Source organism: Lacibacter sp. MH-610, assembly GCF_045780045.1.
In the GTDB taxonomy this organism is placed as follows: Bacteria; Bacteroidota; Bacteroidia; order Chitinophagales; family Chitinophagaceae; genus Lacibacter.
Genome location: NZ_CP116002.1, coordinates 2,834,244 through 2,857,238, shown reverse-complemented (window position 1 = coordinate 2,857,238; position 22,995 = coordinate 2,834,244). Strand labels below are relative to the sequence as shown.

Annotated in this window: 19 protein-coding genes; 9 read left to right on the top strand and 10 right to left on the bottom strand. The window is 40.8% G+C overall.

Annotation, left to right across the window (positions count from 1 at the left end):
* The first annotated feature begins 112 nt into the window (after positions 1-112).
* Positions 113-751, top strand: a complete 639-nt coding sequence (locus PDL71_RS13190) for a phosphatase PAP2 family protein (protein ID WP_407521801.1) — start codon at positions 113-115, stop codon at positions 749-751.
* A 7-nt stretch (positions 752-758) separates the two neighbouring features.
* On the opposite strand, the gene PDL71_RS13185 is transcribed toward PDL71_RS13190, so the two are convergent.
* Together PDL71_RS13185 and PDL71_RS13180 are read right to left on the bottom strand one after the other, a co-directional pair.
* Positions 759-1,598, bottom strand: a complete 840-nt coding sequence (locus tag PDL71_RS13185) for a helix-turn-helix domain-containing protein (protein WP_407521799.1) — start codon at positions 1,596-1,598, stop codon at positions 759-761.
* Between the two features lie 32 nt (positions 1,599-1,630).
* Complete coding sequence (locus PDL71_RS13180; protein WP_407521796.1) at positions 1,631-2,182, bottom strand: cupin domain-containing protein; 552 nt, start codon at positions 2,180-2,182, stop codon at positions 1,631-1,633.
* Between the two features lie 543 nt (positions 2,183-2,725).
* Here PDL71_RS13180 and fusA point away from each other — a divergent pair.
* On the top strand, positions 2,726-4,870 hold the full coding sequence (gene fusA, locus PDL71_RS13175; protein WP_407521793.1) for an elongation factor G: 2,145 nt from the start codon (positions 2,726-2,728) through the stop codon (positions 4,868-4,870).
* Between the two features lie 50 nt (positions 4,871-4,920).
* On the opposite strand, the gene PDL71_RS13170 is transcribed toward fusA, so the two are convergent.
* The 6 genes from PDL71_RS13170 to PDL71_RS13145 form a co-directional block, all read right to left on the bottom strand.
* Positions 4,921-5,418 (bottom strand): deoxycytidylate deaminase, encoded by a 498-nt coding sequence (locus PDL71_RS13170; protein ID WP_407521790.1) that lies wholly within the window; start codon positions 5,416-5,418, stop codon positions 4,921-4,923.
* A gap of 54 nt (positions 5,419-5,472) precedes the next feature.
* A complete protein-coding gene (locus PDL71_RS13165) occupies positions 5,473-5,685 on the bottom strand; it encodes a helix-turn-helix domain-containing protein (RefSeq protein ID WP_407521787.1) in 213 nt (70 codons plus the stop codon).
* A 2-nt stretch (positions 5,686-5,687) separates the two neighbouring features.
* Positions 5,688-6,242: a DUF2975 domain-containing protein gene (locus PDL71_RS13160; protein ID WP_407521785.1), complete on the bottom strand. Its 555-nt coding sequence runs from the start codon at positions 6,240-6,242 to the stop codon at positions 5,688-5,690.
* A 382-nt stretch (positions 6,243-6,624) separates the two neighbouring features.
* Entirely contained in the window at positions 6,625-10,143 is a 3,519-nt protein-coding gene (gene smc, locus PDL71_RS13155) for a chromosome segregation protein SMC (protein WP_407521782.1), read from the bottom strand.
* 298 nt (positions 10,144-10,441) lie between these two features.
* Positions 10,442-11,260 (bottom strand): hypothetical protein, encoded by an 819-nt coding sequence (locus PDL71_RS13150; RefSeq protein ID WP_407521780.1) that lies wholly within the window; start codon positions 11,258-11,260, stop codon positions 10,442-10,444.
* A gap of 27 nt (positions 11,261-11,287) precedes the next feature.
* The gene (locus PDL71_RS13145) at positions 11,288-12,367 is read right to left on the bottom strand and encodes a patatin-like phospholipase family protein (RefSeq protein ID WP_407521777.1); all 1,080 of its coding nucleotides are present in this window, start codon (positions 12,365-12,367) and stop codon (positions 11,288-11,290) included.
* A gap of 127 nt (positions 12,368-12,494) precedes the next feature.
* Between PDL71_RS13145 and coaD the strand changes: the two genes are divergently transcribed.
* Both coaD and PDL71_RS13135 read left to right on the top strand, forming a co-directional pair.
* The gene (gene coaD, locus PDL71_RS13140) at positions 12,495-12,968 is read left to right on the top strand and encodes a pantetheine-phosphate adenylyltransferase (RefSeq protein WP_407521775.1); all 474 of its coding nucleotides are present in this window, start codon (positions 12,495-12,497) and stop codon (positions 12,966-12,968) included.
* Between the two features lie 62 nt (positions 12,969-13,030).
* Complete coding sequence (locus tag PDL71_RS13135; protein WP_407521772.1) at positions 13,031-13,459, top strand: hotdog fold thioesterase; 429 nt, start codon at positions 13,031-13,033, stop codon at positions 13,457-13,459.
* Here the strand turns inward: PDL71_RS13135 and PDL71_RS13130 are convergent.
* Complete coding sequence (locus tag PDL71_RS13130) at positions 13,454-14,071, bottom strand: NUDIX hydrolase (RefSeq protein WP_407521770.1); 618 nt, start codon at positions 14,069-14,071, stop codon at positions 13,454-13,456. The genes PDL71_RS13135 and PDL71_RS13130 overlap by 6 nt on opposite strands.
* 124 nt (positions 14,072-14,195) lie before the next feature.
* On the opposite strand from PDL71_RS13130, the gene pyrE reads away from it, so the two are divergent.
* Positions 14,196-14,828 (top strand): orotate phosphoribosyltransferase, encoded by a 633-nt coding sequence (pyrE, locus tag PDL71_RS13125; RefSeq protein WP_407521768.1) that lies wholly within the window; start codon positions 14,196-14,198, stop codon positions 14,826-14,828.
* Between the two features lie 25 nt (positions 14,829-14,853).
* Positions 14,854-15,213, top strand: coding sequence for a heavy-metal-associated domain-containing protein (locus tag PDL71_RS13120; RefSeq protein WP_407521766.1), 360 nt, complete (start codon positions 14,854-14,856; stop codon positions 15,211-15,213).
* A 55-nt stretch (positions 15,214-15,268) separates the two neighbouring features.
* Here the strand turns inward: PDL71_RS13120 and PDL71_RS13115 are convergent, their stop codons facing one another.
* Positions 15,269-15,589: an LEA type 2 family protein gene (locus tag PDL71_RS13115; protein ID WP_407521764.1), complete on the bottom strand. Its 321-nt coding sequence runs from the start codon at positions 15,587-15,589 to the stop codon at positions 15,269-15,271.
* Between the two features lie 427 nt (positions 15,590-16,016).
* Here PDL71_RS13115 and PDL71_RS13110 point away from each other — a divergent pair, with 427 nt between their 5' ends.
* The 3 genes from PDL71_RS13110 to PDL71_RS13100 are packed head-to-tail and all read left to right on the top strand — an operon-like array spanning position 16,017 to position 22,995.
* Positions 16,017-16,634: a WbqC family protein gene (locus PDL71_RS13110; protein WP_407521762.1), complete on the top strand. Its 618-nt coding sequence runs from the start codon at positions 16,017-16,019 to the stop codon at positions 16,632-16,634.
* 40 nt (positions 16,635-16,674) lie between these two features.
* On the top strand, positions 16,675-21,924 hold the full coding sequence (locus PDL71_RS13105) for a PKD domain-containing protein (RefSeq protein ID WP_407521760.1): 5,250 nt from the start codon (positions 16,675-16,677) through the stop codon (positions 21,922-21,924).
* A gap of 27 nt (positions 21,925-21,951) precedes the next feature.
* Positions 21,952-22,995 (top strand): type IX secretion system membrane protein PorP/SprF, encoded by a 1,044-nt coding sequence (locus tag PDL71_RS13100; protein WP_407521758.1) that lies wholly within the window; start codon positions 21,952-21,954, stop codon positions 22,993-22,995.

Genomic DNA, 22,995 nt, shown 5'->3' with positions numbered 1-22,995 from the left:
AATAGCATTTCAATTAAGAACGAATAAAAATCCCTCTGTGTTTACAGAGGGATTTTTTGTGTTTATTTCATAGAGTGTTTACAATTTCATAACAGTTCAATCACATACATGCATGTTATTTGAATTATCAACAGAACATGGCATGTTGTTAATCGAAAAAATTGACCGGTATATTTTCATATTAATTCATAGAGATGCTGATCAGCAATGGCTTGACCCATTCATGCTCATGCTGCGTCATCCTTATACCTGGATACCTTTTTATACTGGTGTAGCTCTTTATGCAGTTTATAAAACCGGAAAAAAATCAATTGTACTCTTTTTTGGTTCTGCATTATCATTTGTATTAAATGATATAGTATCTGCCAAGCTGCTGAAACCCTTTTTTGAACGACCCAGACCCTGTCATACACAGGAGTTACAATCGTTTATTCGACCAGTTATTGATTGTGGCGGACTCTATTCGTTTCCTTCTACACACGCCTGTAATCATTTTGGTCTTGCTGTTGTATGGTTTCTTTTTTTTAAAACTTATAAAGAAACCAGATGGACCTGGCTTTTTGTTTGGGCATCAGCAGTGTGTTATGCACAGGTGTATGTAGGTAAACATTTCCCGCTTGATGTACTGTTTGGAGCTTCAACGGGTACGCTTATTGGAATGCCGGTATTTTTTTTCGTTCAATTTTTTTACAGGCAATCTGCAAGTAAGTCTCGATTGAATCCTGATAGATTTGAAGGTTCGCACATTTGAAAAAAAGTTATTTATAATAACCTTCAGCCAATCCAAATGCACGTTCCGGGGCTTTATTTTCTATTTCGTGAAAAACAACGGGTGTAAATCCTGTAAAGTCTTTATACTCTTTTACAAGATGCTGGTAGTCGTGATAATCACAGGCAACAGCAATACGCAGCCAATCAAACTGAGGATTAGAATTTTTATAGCGAAACACTTTATCAAACCGGATGATGCGTTCAAACAACTTGGGATTAACACCGGTGCGTTCTTTAAACTTTCGTTCCAGTTGTTTGCTGCTTAAGCAGGCTGCTTTTGATAATTTATCTAAACTGAATTTTCCTTCGCTGTTAAGCAGGAGTAAACAGGCATCATCAATGTGCATGCGTTGCTTACGTTGTTGTTTGATGAGCTGTTGTACAAACACATCAGCTATCTGCACCATCTCCTTATAATCTTTTGCAGCAGCTAATTGCTCATTCACCAGTTTTAATTGTGATGAGAATATCAAACCGGCATCCATGTATTGATTCGTAAGTTCTGTTGAAGGAATACCTGTTAATCGAAACAAGGCACCGGGATGAAAGATAATTTGAAACACTAAAAAGTTATTACCGATGATGCGGTTGGTTACTTCTGTAAATTGTCCGTACAATACAACAGGAAGATGTTCTACTTTTTTACCACTGTTTTGATACACCACCGTTTCTGTATCATAAGGATAAAACGCAAGACACTGCTCCGGCCGTGGCGGATAAGCCTTGGAAGGAGCAGTTTGTTCTTTCGGAAATTGCAGGTGTACGATGCGGTACAACTGTACAACATCCTGAACCTCCGGTGCCGGTATGAAATCTTTTAAAAGCAAAGCAGTAATGAATGAGTAAGATACAATGTTTCTTAAAGTGTAAGCGGTGGGCCTACCACTTTCATACCATGTGCTTCATGGATGCGGGCCATTTCTTCATCGCTTAAGCGTTGCTTTACCGTGCCCATATAAGAAAAGAATTCTTCCATCTTGCCGGCAGGTTGTAAAAAGTAAATGAGCCTGCCTTTATCTGTTAATTGAATCCATGTGTGCGGAATACCTCTTGGCAAAAAGATGGTTTGCCCCGTTTTGAGTACATGGGTTTCTTTGCCCACCACAAAACGATATTCACCTTCTATTACGGTGAATATTTCATCCTGGTGGAAGTGGATGTGCAGAGCAGGTCCTACTTTTGCATAGCCCACATAATCAAATACAGAAAGATGCCCGTCTGTGTCTTTGCCGGAGATTTTTAAATCGTTGGGGTGCACACCCATAAACTTATTATCCTCTCCAAAACGGGATTTGCCCGCATCCACAATAAAGGGTTCTTTGGTCGAATTGGTTGCTGCCTTGATGGTTCCTGCCAAAGCAATGGCCGGTACCGCCAGCAGGGTTTTGGTTAAAAAGTCTTTTCGTTGCATGGTGATTTGTTTTGTGAGGTAAAATTGAAACAGGGCAGAGGTGGGTTAGTGGTAAAAAATGGACTTTTTGAGGTTATGAATGCGAGGGGTTTGTTTGCAAAGCAGGGTAAATCGTATTATTTCAACCGCCGTCAGGGGGTAAACCCGCTGACGGGCCTGCCTGCCGGCAAAGGCAGGGTTGGGTCAATTTTTCAGGCAAAATGTATGGGGTAAAAGGTGGAAAATTATTGGTTTTGTTCTGCCTTAAATCCCTACCTTTGCGCCGCCATTAGGAAAAGCTAAGGAGGTAAGAGTTTCAATGAGGTTCAGGGTTTTTCTTCAAGTGGCGTATATGAGAGTCTAAATCTTCACATATCAAAGCGACGCCCCTGTCCCCTAAAGAGGGAAATACAAGTCGCAAGTGCTCCAAATTGGAGACAAGAGTTCCATAGTGTTAAGGCAGTACAAGAGTGCGACGCAACAGCAGAAGCACAGAGATTCAAAAGCTGATCACAAAATATATATTCAAAAATTTAAAACGATAAACAATCAAATCAAATAGTCATGGCAGACTTAAAATTTCAGAGAAACTTTGGTATTGCGGCTCATATTGATGCCGGAAAAACTACCACTACAGAGCGTATCCTGCGCTATACAGGTATGATTCACCGTATTGGTGAGGTGCACGATGGTGCAGCTACTACTGACTGGATGGAGCAGGAAAAAGAAAGAGGTATTACCATTACTTCTGCAGCGGTAAGCTGTCAGTGGAATTTCCCTACTGTATTAGGTAAGGCAACTCCTGATACCAAGAAGTACAACTTCAACATTATTGATACGCCCGGTCACGTGGACTTTACTGTAGAAGTAGAGCGTAGTATGCGTGTACTGGATGGCTTGATTGCATTGTTTAGCGCCGTAGATGGTGTAGAACCTCAATCTGAAACTGTATGGCGCCAGGCAAACCGTTACAACGTACCACGTATCGGTTTCGTAAATAAAATGGACCGCAGCGGTGCTGACTTCTTAAATGTTGTTAAGCAGGTGCGTGAAATGCTGGGTTCAAAAGCCGTTCCCCTTCAATTACCGATTGGTGCTGAAGATGATTTTAAAGGTGTGGTAGATTTGATTAAGATGAAAGGTATCATCTGGCATATGGAAACAGAAGGAATGACTTTTGATGAAATTGAAATTCCTGCTGATATGCTTGAAGAAGCAAAAGAGTGGAGAGCACAGCTGGTAGAAGCAGTAGCTGAATATGATGATCAATTAATGGAAAAATTCTTTGATAATCCTGACAGCATTACTGAAGATGAAATTCATGAAGCGGTACGTAAGGCTACAATTGATCTTTCGATTGTACCGATGATGTGCGGTTCTTCATTCAAGAATAAAGGTGTGCAAACTGCATTGGATGCTGTTTGTCGTTACCTGCCTTCTCCTGTAGATATTGAAGCGATTAAAGGAACTGATCCTGATACCGGTGCTGAAATGACCCGTAAGCCTGATGCGAAAGAACCATTTGCTGCGTTGGCGTTTAAGATCATGACGGATCCTTTCGTTGGTCGTTTGGCGTTCTTCCGTTGTTACAGCGGTCATCTGGATGCCGGTTCTTATGTATTGAACGTAAGAAGTGGTAAGAAAGAGCGTATCAGCCGTATCATGAAGATGTTTGCCAACAAGCAAAATCCGATTGATTTTATTGAAGCGGGTGATATTGGTGCAGCAGTAGGTTTCAAGGAAATTAAAACAGGTGATACTTTGTGTGATGAAAATCATCCGATCACATTGGAGAACATGTTTATTCCTGAACCTGTAATCTCTTTAGCTGTTGAGCCCAAGGCACAAGCTGACGTAGATAAGATGGGTATGGCTATTGCCAAGCTGGTAGAAGAAGATCCTACATTGCGTGTGCGTACAGACGAAGAAACAGGACAAACTGTATTGAGTGGTATGGGTGAACTTCACCTGGAGATCATCGTGGATCGTATGAAGCGTGAGTTTAAAGTAGAAGTAAACCAGGGTGCACCGATGGTGGCATATAAAGAAGCATTCAAAGCAACTGTTGAACACCGTGAAGTGCTGAAGAAGCAGTCAGGTGGTCGTGGTAAGTTTGCGGATATCGTGTTCGAAATCGGACCTGCTGACCAGGAGTGGTTAACAGAAAACCCCGGTAAATCATTCCAGTTTGTAAATGACTTGTTTGGTGGATCAATTCCTAAGGAATTTGTTCCTGCCATTACCAAAGGCTTTGAAAATGCGATGACCAATGGTGTTCTTGCCAACTATCCGATGGTAGACATGAAGATTCGTGTATTTGACGGTAGCTACCATGATGTGGATTCTGATGCGATGTCATTTGAATTGTGTGCGAAGAGTGGTTTCCGTGAAGCAGGCCGCAAAGCAAAACCAACATTGCTCGAACCAATCATGAAAGTAGAAGTAGTAACTCCTGATCAGTACATGGGTGATGTAACAGGTGACTTGAACCGTCGTCGTGGTATGCTGGAAGGTATGGATACAAAAGGTAATGCGCAGGTGATTCGTGCGAAAGTGCCTTTGAGTGAAATGTTTGGATACGTTACACAGTTGCGTTCATTATCAAGCGGCCGTGCAACTTCAACCATGGAGTTCAGTCACTATGCACCTGCACCAAATAACATTGCTGAAGAAGTGATTGCAAAGGTGAAGGGTAAGGTGAGTGCGTAAGAAATAAAGAGTGATTCATTATAGAGACCCCGCCGTAAGGCGGGGTTTTTTTATACATCCTTCTCATCAAATGAAAGAACAATCGTTGAAATTGCCGGTGTTACTTTTCTGTAGCTTACTCCCGCTGTATCCAGCATTTTTTTAGAAGCGATGGAAGCATCACTGCCGTGATACTTATCACTTAAATAAATTACTTCACTGATGCCGGCCTGTATAATTGCTTTTGCACATTCATTACAGGGAAACAGCGCTGTATAGATTCTGCAGCCATGAAGATCCATGCCAATATTGTTGAGAATGGCATTGAGCTCAGCATGGCACACATAAGGATATTTGGTTTGCAGAAAATCACCCTGTTTGGTCCAGGGAAATTCATCATCATCACAACCGGCAGGTAGTCCATTGTAACCGGCTCCCACAATTTTGTTTTTTGGATTTACAATGCAGGCGCCTACCTGTGTGCCCGGGTCTTTGCTTCGTTTGGCTGAAAGTAGTGCCACTCCCATAAAATATTCATCCCAGGAGATATAATCGGTTCGTTTGCTCATAGCATCAAATTGATGCGGATAAAGTTCGGTGAAAAGAGGAAATAATAAAGAAGCTTACGCATCTTCCGGTTTATATTCCAGCAAATCGCCGGGCTGACAGTCCAATGCTTTGCACAAAGCTTCCAGCGTACTGAAACGCACTGCTTTTGCTTTTCCTGTTTTTAAGATGGAAAGATTGGCCAGTGTTAAATCCACTTTTTCCGCAAGTTCGGTTAAGCTCATCTTGCGTTTGGCCATCATAACATCCACGTTTACGATAATAGGCATGGTTATACAGTTAAATCGTTTTCAGTTTGGATTTCAATTCCTCTTTTAAATATTTGTGCAATTACAAAAAGTACAACACTCATAAACAACCACACATCTGCACCTGCAATACGTAACTGATGGGTACTGGGCATGGTTACACCTTTGCTCACCAGCCAATCCGTATAATTCGTTCCCCAGGAAGAGAAAAAACTGATGCCTAATGCTAAGTAGCCGATGTTGAGAATAAAACGCCTCATGTGTAAGTTGAAAGGCTTTGATAAGTCTAATTTTTTATCGTACAAAAATTTTACGATTACAAAAAACATGATGGCTCTCAGTACAGCTACAATATTGATGAGTGTTGTCTCCGTAAAAAAATGACCCCGGTCAAATTTGTAAAGACTGGATAGATCCAGGCGATTCCAAAAGAATTCCGCATTCTGCGGACCCACGAACAATGTATAAAATGTATTAAATAAAAACCCGCCTGCTTCTATGCAGACCCCAACGAAAATGAGCCAGGTAATAATGTTCAATACGATGAGAATGTGCTTGGTGGTAATTTTGATTTCCATGTGAATGATTTTTAATGACGGTGCAAATATAAATAAATATTTATTGAAAAACAATAAATATTTTAAAATAAGCGGAAAATGTTGATTTGCTTTCTCTTCTGGTCGGTGGAGATAACGATTGTGTCATGGTGTACAGAGGCGACACCTTTTGCCTTGCAAGGTGTTGCCTTTTAGTTTAAGTATGCATTATTGGAAAACGGAACCATGAACTGTGCGACGCAAATACGCTCCCTCGTATGCATTCTGCTTGTTACCAAATCATCATCTTACTAAAGCCATTCATGGCTTTAGTATTCATCCGTGTGTATCCGTAATAAAACAATCCTATACACAAAAAAAATCCCGCCTCATCAGCGGGACTTTATTTTATATGGCGATAGGATTAGTTGAGGTTTCTGAAATCAACCGGCACCAGTTTGCTCACACCGGCTTCCTGCATGGTTACACCGTAAATCACATCTACAGCGCTCATGGTTTGTTTGTTGTGCGTAACAATGATGAACTGTGAGTTTTCGCTGAACTTGCGGATCATGTTCGTGAACTTGCCTACGTTGGCATCGTCCAGCGGCGCATCCACCTCATCCAGAATACAGAACGGAGCCGGTTTGATGAGATAAATGGCAAACAGCATGGCCGTAGCCGTTAGTGTTTTTTCACCACCGCTCAACTGTGTAATGCTGCTGGGGCGTTTACCTTTTGGTTTGGCTACAATATCAATACTTGTTTCAGCAAGATTTTCAGGAGTTTCCAGGATCAAATCGGCCGTATCTTCTTCGGTGAACAATGCTTTAAATACTTTCTGGAAGTTTTCACGCACCTGGTTAAATGTTTCCAGGAAACGTTGATTGGCTTTTGCTTCTACTTCCTGTATGGTTTGTAACAAGCTTTCCTTTGCACTTACGAGATCGTTCTTTTGTTCCAGGATAAACTCATAACGTTTCCGCATTTCCTCAAACGCTTCAATGGCGGTGGGGTTTACTTCACCCAGGTTTTCCAAACGTTTTTTCATGCGGTCAACCTTAGCCTGTAATTCCTCCACAGGATCTTCACCCGTGCGTGGTTCATCCATTACATCTTCCAGGTTCACTTTAAACTCTACGCTCAGGCGTTCTTTGGTTCCTGCCAACTGCAGTTTTAAATCATTGAGTTTGTCTTTGATCTCATTCAATAAATGATCCACCTGTTCTTTATCCTTGATGAGATGACGCAACTCACTTTCTTTTTCGCCCAAAAGGTTACGGAGATTGTAATAAGCCTGGTCTGCCGTATTCAGTTTCAATTCTTCTTCTTCTTTGGTACGAAGTAAATCCACCAGCAGTTGCTCTACTTCCTGCAGGGCAGCAGCACTTTCCGTAATCTGTAAACTTGTTTCGCCCAACTGGCTTGAATTGTTCTCTACCTGTGTACGCAAATCATTCAACTGGTTCTGTTTAAAATCCAGTTCCTGCTTTAAGGCAGCTACCTTACTTTGCTGACGGGTAACATTCAGGTTGTAATCATTGTACTGCTGATTGGCTTCGTTGTACAATTGTTCGGCCGCTAAAAACTCCTGCTCAATACCTTCGAGTTTATCTGCCAGCACCTCTAACTGAGAATTGTATTTCTCCAGTTCATCTTTATACCCACTTTGTTTTTCATGCACTTCTTCTAACTGGGCTTCCAGGTCTTCCAACCGTTGATCGGCAGCTGCATCGTTGTGATGCAGATTTTCAATTTTATTTTCAATACCGTACACCTGGTTCACCAATTGATTGATGGCGGTTTCCGTTTCCTTGATCGCATTTTCTTTCAACTGCTCATTAAAACCGATCACTTCATTGTGGCGCATCTGAATCGTATGTTTCAGATCAAGCACTACTTTCTCCTGTGCCAGAATTTCTTCGTGCAGACGCTCCAGGTTTTTAGAACGGCCAAGTTTGTTTCCTTCAAATAAACCGATGCTTCCACCGGTTAAGGTATATTTTCCTTTGTAAAATTTACCGCTCTTTTCAACCACTGTTCCGGTAAAGCCTTCGGGCAATGCATCACCATTATCTGCAATTACAACCTGACCTAATAAATAGTTGGCCAATGATTGATAACGGCTGTCAACCTCCACCACATCCAATGCACGCACCGTAGTTTGCGGAGCTTCATTCAATACAGCATGACCGTTGAACTGGTTCAATAAAAAGAAATTCGCTTTTCCTTTTTGATGGCTGTGCAGCAGGTTTACGGCTACCATGGCATCCTGTAAATCTTCAGCTACATAATAGTTAAGGTAGGGCTCTAATAAATTCTCAATGGCTGTTCTGTATTCTTCCTTTACTACCATTACATCACTGAGCAGTGGTACATCTCTGCGCCATCCTTCGTTGTTGTGCAAATACTTTACACTTTCAGGGTAGCCTTCCATACTTTCCACCAGGCTTTTCAACAGATCATATTCATTCTTTCTGCTGTCAAGCTTCCTGTTTTCATCTGCCAGTTGATTCCGCAAACCTTCCAGTTCACTTTGCGTTTGCAGAATCTGCTCCTTTGTTAATTCATGCTGCTGTTGCAAGAGTTGCAACTCTTCACGACGATTGTTAAGCTCGTATTCTTTCTGTTTCTTTTCTTCTTCTAACTGCTGCAATTGCTGCTTGCGGTTGCTTTGTTCTTCTTTCAGTTGGTAGATGCTGCGTTGTAAATTCTGAGCACCTGTTTCACTTACGGCTACATTCTTTTCTGCTTCAAACTGGTTACGCTGAATGGCCTGGGTTTCCCGGCGCACTTCATCAATACCGCTGCGTTTTTCATCAAATACTTTTCGCTTTTCTTCTACGGCGGCTCTTAACGTATCTAATTGTGAACCTAAGTTATTCAGTTGAGATTCTTCATCAGTAATCTGCTGTTGTGTAAAGCCGATGCTTTCTTCAATGCCTTTTAATTGTCCGCCTGCTTTTTGCAGAAACTCATTTAAGTTGCCTTCTTTCTCACGCAGGTACACCAAACGTTGTTGCGCCAGGTTCTTATCATTTTCTTTGGTGCGCAGGTTTTGCAGCATGTCGTTAAAGGCATGTTGCATTTGCTGCAATTCTTTTTCTTTCTCAATAAAACCAAGACGTTCCTGTTCCAATCCTGCTTCATCGCCGGCAATCTTGGCTTCCAGTTCTACCTTGCGGTTGGTTTCAGCCTCCTGTTGCTCATTTAATGTTTTCCAGGTGAGGTTAAAACCTTCCAGAGCTGCTTTGGCCAGTTCAATACTCACTTCACGGTATTCTTTCTTAATCTCGTGATACTTTTCCGCTTTCTTCGCCTGGTTTTCCAATGCCTTCAACTGGTTGTTGATTTCAAACAGCAAGTCTTCAATACGTGCAAGATCCTGCTCTGTGGCATCTAACTTATTCTTGGCTTCTTTCTTACGTGTTTTGTAAATGGTAATACCGGCCGCCTGCTCCAGCATACGTCGACGGCTGTTTTCTTTGTTTTTGATGATATCATCCACCATGCCCAGCTCAATAATCGCATAGCTGTCTGTACTCACACCTGTATCCATAAACAGGTTCTGAATATCTTTTAAACGGCATTGCACATCATTGAGACGGTATTCGCTTTCGCCGCTTTTATAAAACTTACGGGTAACAGTAACCGTATTAAATTCAGTAGGTAAAAGGTTCTTGGTATTTTCAAACGTAAGGCTTACTTCAGCCAAACCGGAAGCGCTTCTTGTTCTGGAGCCGTTAAACACCAAACTCTCTAAGTTTTCACTGCGGAGGTGGCTTATTTTTTGTTCACCAATCACCCAACGGATACTGTCAATGATATTGCTTTTGCCGCAACCATTGGGGCCAATGATGCCCGTAACACCCTCGTCAAAACTCACCACAGTTTTATCGGCAAAACTTTTAAATCCTTTAATCTCTAAACTCTTTAATCTCACGGTATTTTATTTAGTGGAAGGCGACAAATATAGAAGATTCACCCTTACAGAACTTGCAGGAATGATGCCCGTTTTCAATAGTTATCAACCTGTTTTCAACAGATTGTGGAAAAGGGGGATTTTGAATACAATTTTTTTGTAGTCAGCGTTACAATCCCGTTTCAACTGCTGTGGCGTCGCACTCTTGTACAGGGGGAACGCCATTCTGCATCTCAATTGTAAGTATGCTGTTTATTCCGGAAGTTCTTGCAAAGAAAAGGCGTTGGAAGATTCATTCAGTCTGGCAGCAATCACATAATCATCTTCCAAAAAACTTAAATCCGGTGGTAATGTACCATGCTCCATAATTAATCTGAGGGTCATAATTGAAACTGCCAAACGAAAAACTCTTTTTACTAAATGGCTGGTTAGTGCCGCCTTTCAGGCAAAGTATTACTCCTCCATTTTTTGCAGGATTTGTGATTACAAATTCCATCCCAATTCCTGCCTGGTAACTGATACTTGATTTGTAGTCATTTAAAGAGGTATTATTTTGAATCACATTCGTAAGATTAGTAGGAGTGCCATTATAAATTGCTTTATTACGATACTCTAATCCTTCACTGCGTATTCCAAAACCTGCGTAGGGGTAAATATTGATCGTGTTTTTCTTGATGAAATCATAACCCCATTCAAACTGAAGCGCAGTCATAAATGAAGTTTTTAAATCACCTAGGTTAGATGTTGATTTTTTACCGATTCCGAAAGCTGTAAGATTCCAGTCAAAAATCCGTCTGTTTTTCTTGGAAGTAAAACCATAACCAATCGCAAGATGCGAACCACTAAAACCTGAAAATCCCAGTCCGTTATAGTCGTTATTAATACCTGAAAAATCTGCAGAACTGGTTTGCAGATAAAGATGAAATCCAGCATAATCGTCGGTTTTTGCCCGTAACCTTCTGGCATTATCACTGTATTCTCTAAAAGCGGGATTGTTAAATAAGGAGTCTCGGTATCTTTTGGTTAGTTTCCTTATTTCAGAATTATAATAGTTTATAGAATCTTTTGCGGTAGTTTGGGCATTTACTTTAGAACAGGAAATAGAAATAATAAATGCAAGGCATGCGTATTTGATCATAAGTATAGGTTATTTCAGACGGTAAATTTAAGAATGTAAAATCAGCTTATCTGCAATTTCATTCAGCATTTTAATGTTATTGAATACAAAGGTTTGCCCGGCATCATGAAGTAGTTTTAAATTTTTCTTTTTCACATTATCCATATCCGGCGAAGCCATACCCAGTTCTGGTTCCAGGCGATAGTAGTCTTTTTTATCTTCCCCTTCCAATGTATCCCACATTTTACTCAGGTGGTAGTGTACGGTTTCGCTGTTACCACTCATCATGATATCGATAATTACAGGAAGCCATTTAATAATGCCTGCATTTTTCAAATCATCAAATTCATATCTCTTTTTGCTGCTTCCGGTACCAATGCTTACCAGCAGCATATCTTTTGCTGATGGATAATCAGGTTTTTCTTTTTGATACGAACCGTATAAAACCTGTTTGCTGGTAAATTCCAGGCTTCTGGCTTCACTGTAGGCGCATAATGCAGGGTTGTTTACAAACACGCCGCCGTCAATGAGGTATTGGGGTGCTTCACTCAGGCTGTTAATCAATGCCGGTTCAAAATAAGTAGGCGCTGCACTGGTAGCTCTTGCTATATGCCTCGCTTTAAATTCTTTTACTTCTCCACCCAGTTTCCTGCTGTCAGCACTGTTAAAAAACATAGCCCGGCGTTCATAAAAATTATAGGCACTGATGACGCATGGTTTTATCAGTTGGCTAAGCAATGTATCGCCTAAGTACCGGTTCAATAGTTTTTCAAGACTGTCAACCGGAAAATTTTCATTCCACAGCTTAAAGTTTTTAAACTGCTGCCAGAAATTTTTATGAAAAATTTCATCACCATGCTCCATATACAATTGAAGCGCATCAGAAGCTGCATATTTGGGTAAGTGCCGTTCGTCATCCTGCGGGCACAGGTAAATACAGGTGAGAATACCTCCTGTGCTGGTGCCGGCAATCATATCAAAGTAATCGCCTATTTTGGCATTGCTGTTATTGGTAACTGCACGAATCCGCTCTTCAAGATACTGCACAATCGTGGCAGGAATAATGCCACGTATGCCTCCGCCATCAATACTCAGGATTCTTACTTTGGAAGTGTTTCTGTTGGTCATGCGGTAAAAGTTTGTGTTAATGTACAAACTGCAGATAATACAAGCAATACCACAAATCAGGAACTATTTAAAATACAGGTTTTGTATGTGGTGAATCATTCCGATATTCGGCACATAATTCAGCCATATGCAACGTATCTGCCTATTTCCCGGCACTTTTGATCCTATTACAGTTGGTCATTTAGATATTATTTACCGCTCTCTTGATTTGTTTGACAAGCTTTATATAGGCATTGGCCGTAATGCCAATAAAGCGCCCATGTTCAGCGAAGAGCAGCGGTTGCAATGGATCAATGAAATTTTTAAAGAGGAAAAAAGGGTAGAGGCTGTTGTTTACGAAGGATTAACGGTTGATTGCTGCAAAACAGTGAATGCCAGGTTCATTCTTCGGGGCATCCGTTATGTAAATGATTTTGAATATGAAAAAGCGATTGCTGATATGAACCGCAGTCTGGATCATGATATTGAAACCCTCTTTCTTACCTGTTTACCTCAATATACTTCCGTTGCATCAACATTAGTACGTGATGTAATCCGTAACGGCGGCGATGCATCCCCGTTCTTACCGGATGTGGTGAACAGGGCTGTAAGCAAAAAGTAAAATCATCGAACAATAAAATTAGCAGCTGCTATCTTATAGTTGTATAATCATATTTCTCACTTATGATTTGGTTTAATAAAGAATTAAATGCCGACCATTTTAAAGCGATGAATGATGAAACCATGGGTCAGCATATCGGTATTTCATTTTCTGAAGTAGGACCTGATTTTTTAAAAGCAACTATGCCGGTGGATCATCGCACACAGCAGCCTTATGGTTTATTGCATGGTGGCGCCAGTTGTGTACTTGCCGAAACCTTGGGTAGCGTAGCTTCTGCTATGGTAATTGACCCGGAAAAGTTTATTTGTGTGGGTTTGGAAATCAATGCCAATCATGTACGTTCTGCCCGCAGTGGATTTGTTACCGGTACCTGTACGCCTATACATATTGGTGCCAGCACACATGTGTGGGATATTAAAATTCACGATGAGCGGGAGAAATTGATTTGTGTAAGCCGGTTAACGGTAGCGATTTTAAAAAAGCCATTATAACATTTCCAACACCTCCTTTACAGATGGATAGGTATTGTTAAGATAGTTTTTGAGTTCGTTCTTATTTACCCATTTAATTTCATGGATATCTTCTTCTGTTTGTGGAGTTAATTCCTGCTTTCCGCTTACATTCATTTGAAACCAGTGACTGTCTTTGAGAATATGTTTCCCGAATTCATCATAGGTATGATAGGTAATGGTAAGGGGATGTTTTAATGCTACATTGGTAAGTCCTGTTTCTTCCATTACTTCCCGCAGGGCACATTGTTCAATGGTTTCTCCTTTATCCAGTTTGCCTTTAGGTAAATCCCATTTTCCTCTGCGGAAGATGAGCAGGATGTCTCCTTTTTCATTTTCTACCACTCCGCCTGCAGCTGTTAAGGTTGTAAAATGTTTAAAGAATGCTTTCTTTAGTTTTTCCAGATCCTCATTCCAGATAATGCCTGCATGAAAATCTTCCTTTACAATTTCGTGTAACAGGGATTTAATAGCCGGGCCGGAGAGTTCATCAATAAATACAGCGTCAGGATGATGCATGATTTCGTTCAGGTAAGCATCTACTTCATTGCACAGATAGACAGGTTTATCGCCAAAATAAATTTTGATGTACATGAAATCAGGGTTTAGGGCTTGGGGTGTAAGGTATATGGTTGAAAATAAATAACAATCATCGTATTATTTGATTTTATTGCCTTTCACCTTTAACCTTCCAACTTTACACCCTTACTTTTGCGTCATGACTAATGAACAGGCAGTTGCCGAGAAACTACTACAAGTTAAGGCCATCCGTTTAAATGTAAAAGAACCTTTTACCTGGGCCAGTGGCTGGAAGAGCCCCATTTACTGTGACAACCGGAAAGTTTTATCGTTCCCACATGTGCGTGAGTTCATCAAGAGTGAAATGTGCAATGTGATTTTTGAACAATTTCCTGATGCTGAGTTACTGGCCGGTGTTGCTACTGCAGGTATTGCCTGGGGTGCCATGGCAGCAGATCAATTGAAGCTTCCTTATGTTTATGTCCGTCCCAAACCCAAGGAACATGGGCTGGGTAATCAAATAGAAGGCGCATTGGAAGCAGGGCAGAAGGTAGTGGTGGTAGAAGATTTGATTTCAACCGGTAAAAGCAGCCTGGAAGTGGTGGAAGTGTTGCGTAAAGCCGGTGTGGAAGTTATTGGCATGGTTTCCATCTTTACCTATGGTTTTGAGGTGGCAGCAAAAGCTATGGAAGCAGCCGGAGTTCCTTACCGCTCACTGACCAATTACCCAACGTTGATTCAACTGGCGGTTGATAAAAGCATCGTTGATGCATCTCAGCAGGAAGTTTTGTTAAAATGGAATGCTGATCCTGCTAACTGGAAGGGAATTTGATAATTTTAAATCCTAAACTTACCGGATGAAATCAATATTTATATCTCTTCTGTTATTAGGTGCACTGAGCAGTACTGCACAGTTCAAAAAGCCCGTAACGATACAAATTAAGACCCCACAGGCAGCCTGTGCTGAGTGCAAAGACAAGATTGAGAAATTCCTGAAATATGAAGAGGGAATTGCTAAGATAGTGGTGGATATCAAAAAGAAAATCACCATCGTAACCTACCTGAGCGATCGTACCAATATTGAGAACATCAAAACAACCATTGCAAACCTGGGTTTTGATGCGGATGATATTACGGCTAATGAAGAAACGTACAAAAGATTACCCATTTGCTGCAAACGACCTGAGGATGGAGGTGGACCTCCCAAAAAGAATTAGAAAAGAAATCATTTGATCCCGGCGCTTGGTAACCGGCATTTTTTTTATCATGTTATCAAGGACGGAACAAACTAAACTCATGCCTGCCTTCATACTCCAGCGGCACAGTTTTATAAATGCCGGCTACTCCGGCCGTAATAAATCCATTGGCCTTAATCAAAACCGTTTTATTTGCCACGGCCGACCATGCATTTTTGTAGAGATTTTTCATGTCTGTTTTGATTTGCATGGGAATCAAAAAATCTGACCTTTTGGCAACCCTGATCAATGTATCGCTGATTGCCCGGCCAAGGTAAACCCCATCCACATACACATCTGCTTCCGTTCTTTTTACCTGGAATCCAAAACGATTAGGGTTGTAATAAATCAAATCCATTGTCACCATTGTTTCGCTGAAGCCGAGCGATTGGAAATGAAAATTTTTGAACTCCTTGTACTCCGGGGTTTGAAATGAGTTGCAGGATGCTATAAAAATCAACAGGCAAAGTGGGAGGGAGGAGCGCAATTTCAAGTGTATAAATTTTGAGCAATATAAGAGCAAGTTTTTAATAAATATAAAAACGGCATGCTCAGATCGTTTAAATTTGAGCTAAAACTCTTAGGCCCAATCGCATCATTTAAAGCTTCAGAGTTCAGCAATAAATTATAGGTGTATACTTTAGTCTTAATTGTTTGTAAATCAGTTTATAATTAAATTTTAATCTAATTAATAATTTAAATTTTATGCAGCTACATTTTCATTATTGCATCATTTTTAAGCGTTTAGGTTTATGATACGACAGGATGACAAAATAAAATTTCAAATGTATGATTATCAGTATTTTGGAAGTATTGAATTGTATTCAACTTTAGTTAATTCAAAGAATATCAAATTTTGTATTGATTCATTGTATTTAAAAGCCCTCCACCCCAACCGAACCCGGATTTATGGTCCCAATGGGCTTATTTCACTCTCTGTTCCCTTGCTGGGCGGACGCAACCAACGAGGGCTTTTTAAAGATGTACGTGTAGCGGATGATGGCAAATGGAGGCGCATCCATTGGCGAAGTATTCATGACTCCTATCGAAAGAGTCCCTGGTTTGAGGAACTGGGTTGGCGGGTGGAACTACTCTATCAGAAACCTGCCGGTTTTCTGTATGATTGGAACCTTGGATGCATGCAATTTTGTTTTGAGACTCTGAAACTTAAAACGGACATTCTGGCGCATTATCCTTGTTCAGATAATGGTGATCCCTTGCCTTCAACAAAAGATTTACATCCGATAGATGATATTAATTACCCAACCTATCAACAGGTCTTTATGGATCGTTTTGGTTTTATGGCCAATCTCAGTATCCTGGATCTTTTGTTTTGTGAGGGACCCGGGGCAATTGATTATTTGCTCAAGTTGAACCAATATAAAAACTCAATCAGTTCTTAGATTAATGAGGGGAAATACTTATCTTGGAAACCCTTACGTTATGAAGCTTCTTGCCAAATATTTAACTGCCGTTACTCTGTTTTCTGTAGGTTTTTTTACTGCATCTGCACAGGATTTCTCAAATCGTGGAAAAGAGTTCTGGGTTGCCTACCCGGCCCATATTGATGGAACGGGCTCAGTAATGGGCATCTATATAACATCCAGCAAAAACACAAGTGGCCAGGTAAATGCTGCCGGTAATATCATACCATTTACTATTACTGCAAACCAGGTATCGAGGGTTTTCTTGGGCGGAGCCGGTAATCCAACCAATACCGGGGTTTATTTAAATATGCAGGACGGTATTAAATCAAATGCGGCCATTAAAATTACTGCCGATGATGAAGTGGTAGTTTACACACACATCATTCGCTCTGCCAGGTCCGGTGCAACGCTGGCGCTTCCAACACCGGTTTTAGGAATTGAATATATTGTTACCAATTATGGAAGTGTTACAGGATCGGGTAGTACCGGTGATGGTTCACAGGGTGGAATCAGTCAGTTTGCAGTTGTAGCAACACAAAGTAATACTGTTATTGAAATTACTCCTAAAGCAAATGGTATAGCGGGCAGACCCGCCGGTGTTCCATTCCAGATTACACTGCCCAATGCAGGGGATTGTTATCAATTTCAAAGTGTACAGTTGGGAGATCTTAGCGGTACTACTGTTAAATCCATTTCATCAGGTGGAGGAGGTTGTAAGCCGGTAGCAGTTTTTGCAGGAAGTACCTGGAGTACGCTTGATTGTGCAGGAGCTTCCGGAGGCGACAATCTTTATCAGCAACTTTTTCCCAATCGCTCATGGGGCAAACAATTTGTTACAGCACCTTTCAGAAACAGACCATCTGATATATACAGAGTTTATGTACAGGACCCCACAACAGTAGTTACTTATACTGAAAATGGTATAACCAATACGTTTGGTCCCGGTCAGTTTAATACGAACGGAAGGTTCTATCAGTATAAAACAGCAAATCCATTATTTATTTCAGGTGATAAGCCAATCCAGGTTGTACAATATATAACTTCTCAAAACTGTAAAGCATCTTGTCCTACTAACTCGAGTAACCCTACCTGTTATGCGGATCCTGAAATGGTGGTACTGAATTCAATTGAGCAAACCTTAGATACTATTACTTTTTTCTCAGCCCATCAAAGCTATGTTCCGGCAGGTCAAACCAATGTGGTAAATCACTTCGTGAATCTTATCATTAACCGCAACTTTAAGAATACCGTACGTATCGATGGAGCTGCTCCTACAGGAACTTTTGTAGATATTCCCGGTACCAACTATTCTTATTTGCAGGAAGATGTTTCAGCATCTTCTGCGTTTAATCCTGTACACAGGGTAACAGCAGATACTGGCTTTTCGGCCATTGTATATGGATTTGGCAGTGTGGAATCTTATGGATACAATGGAGGTACAAACGTGCGGGACTTGTCCCAGTTTGTATCCACTACAAATCAATTTGCTACAGTAAACAGCCCTGTTGCTTGTAAAAACTCTCCTTTTTTATTTGCAATTACTCTGCCTTACATACCGGTATCAATTAACTGGACCATACCCACCTATCCAAACTATATAAATAATTCTCCAACTCCGGATTCTACTTATATGTTTAACGGCCGGCAGTTGTATGTTTTTAAAGTTCCTGGTTCCTATGTTTATAATACAGTAGGCACTTATCCCGTATCAGTTACTGTTAATAATCCTACACCCGACGGATGCAGTGGTATTCAAACTATTCCTTTTCCATTACAGGTTTTTGAAAATCCAAAAGCAGATTTTTCATGGCCTTCATTACCGGCATACGGATGTACAGATTCCTTGTTAATATTTACCACCAATAATAATGGATTTGGAAGACCGGTTGTAAAACATTACTGGAACTTTGGTGATAATTCATTTTCATCTGTTAACAATCCCAACAAAATATTTATAACCCCCGGTGAGTATACAATCCGTTATGCAATTATGACGGATATAGGATGTTTGAGTGATACTATACCTAAAGTGATAAAGGTTACTAAAACGCCGGTGGCTAAATTCGGATTTACCAATCCGCAATGCCCCGGTAATCCTATTACGTTTGGTGATACTTCTTCTTTGCCCGGAGGTTATGGAACAATCGTAAACTGGAACTGGAATCTTGGAAACAGTACAATACTTAATAATCCCAACGGAAACAGTGTAACAACAACATATCCTGCTGTTACCAGTTACACGGCTTCTTTGCAGCTTACATCCAGTACGGGCTGTTTAAGCCCCGTTGTCAGTTTACCGGTAACAATTAATCCAAAACCGGTACCTAATTTTACAAACCTGCATGGATGCTTACCCGATGGTATTGTAAACTTTACAGGAACATCAACTATTTCAGATGGCACACAAAATCTGTTTTCTTATGTATGGAATTTTGGAGATCCTGCCAGTGGTGCGTTGAATACGGCTTCCATTAAAGATCCATCACACAAGTACCCTTCAACAGGTCCCTTCCAGGTTAAACTAATTGTAAAGTCCAATAAAAGTTGTGTTGATTCTATTACGAAACCGATAAATAATATTTATCCGCAACCCAAAGCAGGTATCAATGCACCGGCTGAAGTTTGTTTTCAAACACCGGTAACATTTCTTGATCAAACCAATGGTATCACACATCCTGTAACAAGATGGGAGTGGAGATTTAAAAATGCATCCGGTACTGTAATAGGCTCATCAACTGTAAAAGATCCTGCATATAATTTTCCTGCACCGGGAACTTATTTTGTACAACACTGGGCTTTTACCAATCAAAACTGTGTAAGCGATACCGTTGAAGTTCCTATTGTAATTAATCCATGGCCCACAGCTTCTTTCAGTTTAAATGCACCGGCCTGTGAAAAAAATACCGTTGTATTTAACAGTACAGCACAACCCAATGCCGGCACACTGGTACGTTGGTACTGGAGTTTAGGTGATGGTACTATCATTAATACATCAACAAGTACACCTGTTTCTCATACCTATGCAAACTGGGGAAACAAAACTATTAAGATGCTGGTGGAAAGCAGTAAAGGTTGTAAGAGTGATACACTTACACAATCTGTACTTATCAATCCGCTACCAAAAATTGGATACATTTTGCCTGAAGTTTGTTTAACAGATGGTTTTGCAACATTTAATGATACATCAAAAATTGCTGATGGAAGTACTTCGCAGTTAAGTTATTTATGGACTTTCAATACAGGTGCAGTGCCTGTAACACCGGCTCCTAATCCTTTAACCAGTACTCAGAAAAATCCAACGATTCAGTTTTTTACTGCAGCTAATTATGCGTTGAGTTTAAGAGTACAGTCAAAAGATGGTTGCGTGGATTCTGTCACTAATATTCCTTTTACTGTAAATGGTGTAATTGCAAAAACAGATTACCGCATTCTGCCAACCAATGGTTTGTGCAGTAACAGGGAAATAGAGATTCAAAATAAATCTACAGTTGTATTCGGATGGCTTACTAAGGTTGAAATCTATTGGGATTGGGCTAATAACCCCACACAGGTGGAAGTGGATGATAACCCTGCAGTGGATGAAATCTACAAACACAGTTATCCTGATTTTCAATCACCGTTAACCAGGACATACCGGGTACGTATGCGTGCTTTTTCAGGTGTTATTTGTGAAAAAGATACCATACAGGATATTGTTGTTAATGCAAGTCCGCTCACCACCTTTGCATCTATACCCGGCATTTGTGTGGATGCTGCTCCACGGCAAATAACACAGGCAAGAGAAACGGGCGGATTACCGGTAGGATCTGTAGTCTATTCAGGTCCCGGTGTAAGTTCTTCCGGTTTGTTTGATCCTGCTGCAGCAGGCGTAGGTATTCATACAATCCGTTACACATTTACGGCACAAAATGGTTGTACCCATTATTCAGAAAGCCAGGTTGAAGTATGGCCCCGGCCTGTTGCAAAATTGAACACGGCTGCACCTTTCTGCGAAAAGAATGCCATCACCTTTAACAGTACCGGTTCTGTAGCTAATGCCACCGGCATTGCTGCATGGCAATGGAATTTTGGTGACGGTACACCGGTAGTTACAACCTCTAACAGTAATCCAGTTAATCATACCTATGCTGTTTATGGAAATTATACAGCTCAGCTTACAGTAACGAATAACCGTGGTTGTAACAGTTTCCCGGAACCACTTCAGGTAAAAATCAATCCTTTACCAAAAGTAGATTTCCAGCTGCCTAAAATCTGTTTGCCCGATGGAAGGGGACAATTTACGGATCGTTCTACCATTGCTGATAATACACAAACAGGTTTCAGCTACCGTTGGAACTTCGGTAATAGATTTGCATTTCCGGCAGGTTCTGATACTTCATCTGCTCAAAATCCTGTTTATAAATATTCCAATCTTGGTCCTTATAATGTTAAATTGATTGTAACAAGCGGTAATAATTGTATTGACTCTATTACACAACAATTGGTAAATGTATTTCCACAACCAAAGGCAAGATTTAAATCAAGTGTGGATAGTATCTGTATCGGTCAAACGATTGATTTTACAGATGAAAGTGACGGACTTGTTCGAAATATTAATACCTGGAAATGGAGTTTTGGTAATGGCGATAGCTCCTTTATTCAGAATCCACGATACAGGTATCCTGCACCTGCAACCGTTCCTTATACAGTAAAATTATTTGTGTACACAACAGAAGGTTGTGTAAGTGATACAGCAGAAAAGCAAATCAATGTTTGGTCTTATCCTGTTGTTAGTGCAGGTCCTGATATTACTATGTTGCAGGACGGCATCCGTAAAATATCGGAAGCAAGATCAACCGGAAACGGGTTGCAGTATCTCTGGACTCCTTCTACCTATCTGGATAATCCTGCAAGTGCAAATCCAACAATTGTAAAACCGCAGGATGATATTACTTATACGGTTCGTGTAACGGGCAGGGGTGGTTGTACCAACTCTGATGCAGTATTTGTAAAAGTGCTCAAGCTGCCGAAACCGCCGAATACATTTACACCTAATGGTGATGGCATCAATGACTTCTGGGAAATTAAATACCTCAATGATTACCCGGGTTGTATAGTGGAAGTTTATAATACAGCCGGTACATTAGTGTACAGGTCTGTAGGGTACAGTACACCATGGGATGGAAAGTATAATGGCCAGCCTTTGCCTGCCGGTACTTATTATTATGTAATTGATCCTAAAAACGGACGTTCAAGAGTGGCAGGATATATAACGATTTTACGATAACGGATAAACGAAACGCAATCAAGACTAATGAAAGCTGCGGTAATTTTTTTCAGATATACTACAGGATTATTTATTTTTTTCCTGGCCGTTCAAACAGGCAATGCCCAGCAACGACCGCATTATACACAGTATATACTCAACAACTACATTCTTAACCCGGCTTTAACCGGTATTGAAAATTATACGGATGTAAAACTGAGTTACCGTAATCAATGGGCGGGCTTTCCCGGGGCTCCTCAAACTTTTTATGCATCGGTTCATGGTGCTATTGGCAAACAGGATTACAGAACTACGCCAACCTCATTTCAGGTGCCGGGCGAGAATCCACGTGGTAAAGCTTATTGGGAAGAATATACGGCCGCAGAACCGCATCATGGTATTGGTGGTTCAGTAGTAAATTATAAAACAGGATATATAAGTCGGATTACTGCAACAGTGTCTTATGCGTATCATTTGGGCTTAAGTCCCAAATGGAACTTGTCAGCCGGCTTTGCAGGCGGTTTTACAAGATTCACCATTGATGCTACCAAGGCAGAACTGGCGAATCCCATTGATCCGGCTGTAGGAAGCTTAACGACTGAGTTCAGGAAAACAAGACCTGAATTGAGTGCAGGGTTATGGCTGTATTCTGATAAGTTTTTTGCTGGTGTTTCTGCACAGCAGATTATTCCCCAGCGCATAACATTGGTTAATAATGATCAGTACAAAGGCTCTGCACTGGTGCCTCATTTTTTTGCAACGGCCGGTTACCGTTTCATGGCAGGGGAGGATGTGAATATCATCCCTTCTGTAATGTTTCGTTATATAAGTAACATGCCTTCTTTTGTTGATGTGAATGTAAAAGCCCAGTACCAGGACAGGGTTTGGGTGGGAGGCAACTATCGTATTAAAGAAGGTTTTGCAGCAATGGCCGGATTAAATATTTCCAATACGTTTAACGTAAGTTACTCTTATGATATTAACAATGCTAATTACCTCTTGCAGTATATGCAACGTGGTACCCATGAAATTGTATTGGGCTTTTTAATTGGTAATAAGTGGGGCGATCTTTGTCCGAGACGTGTATGGTAA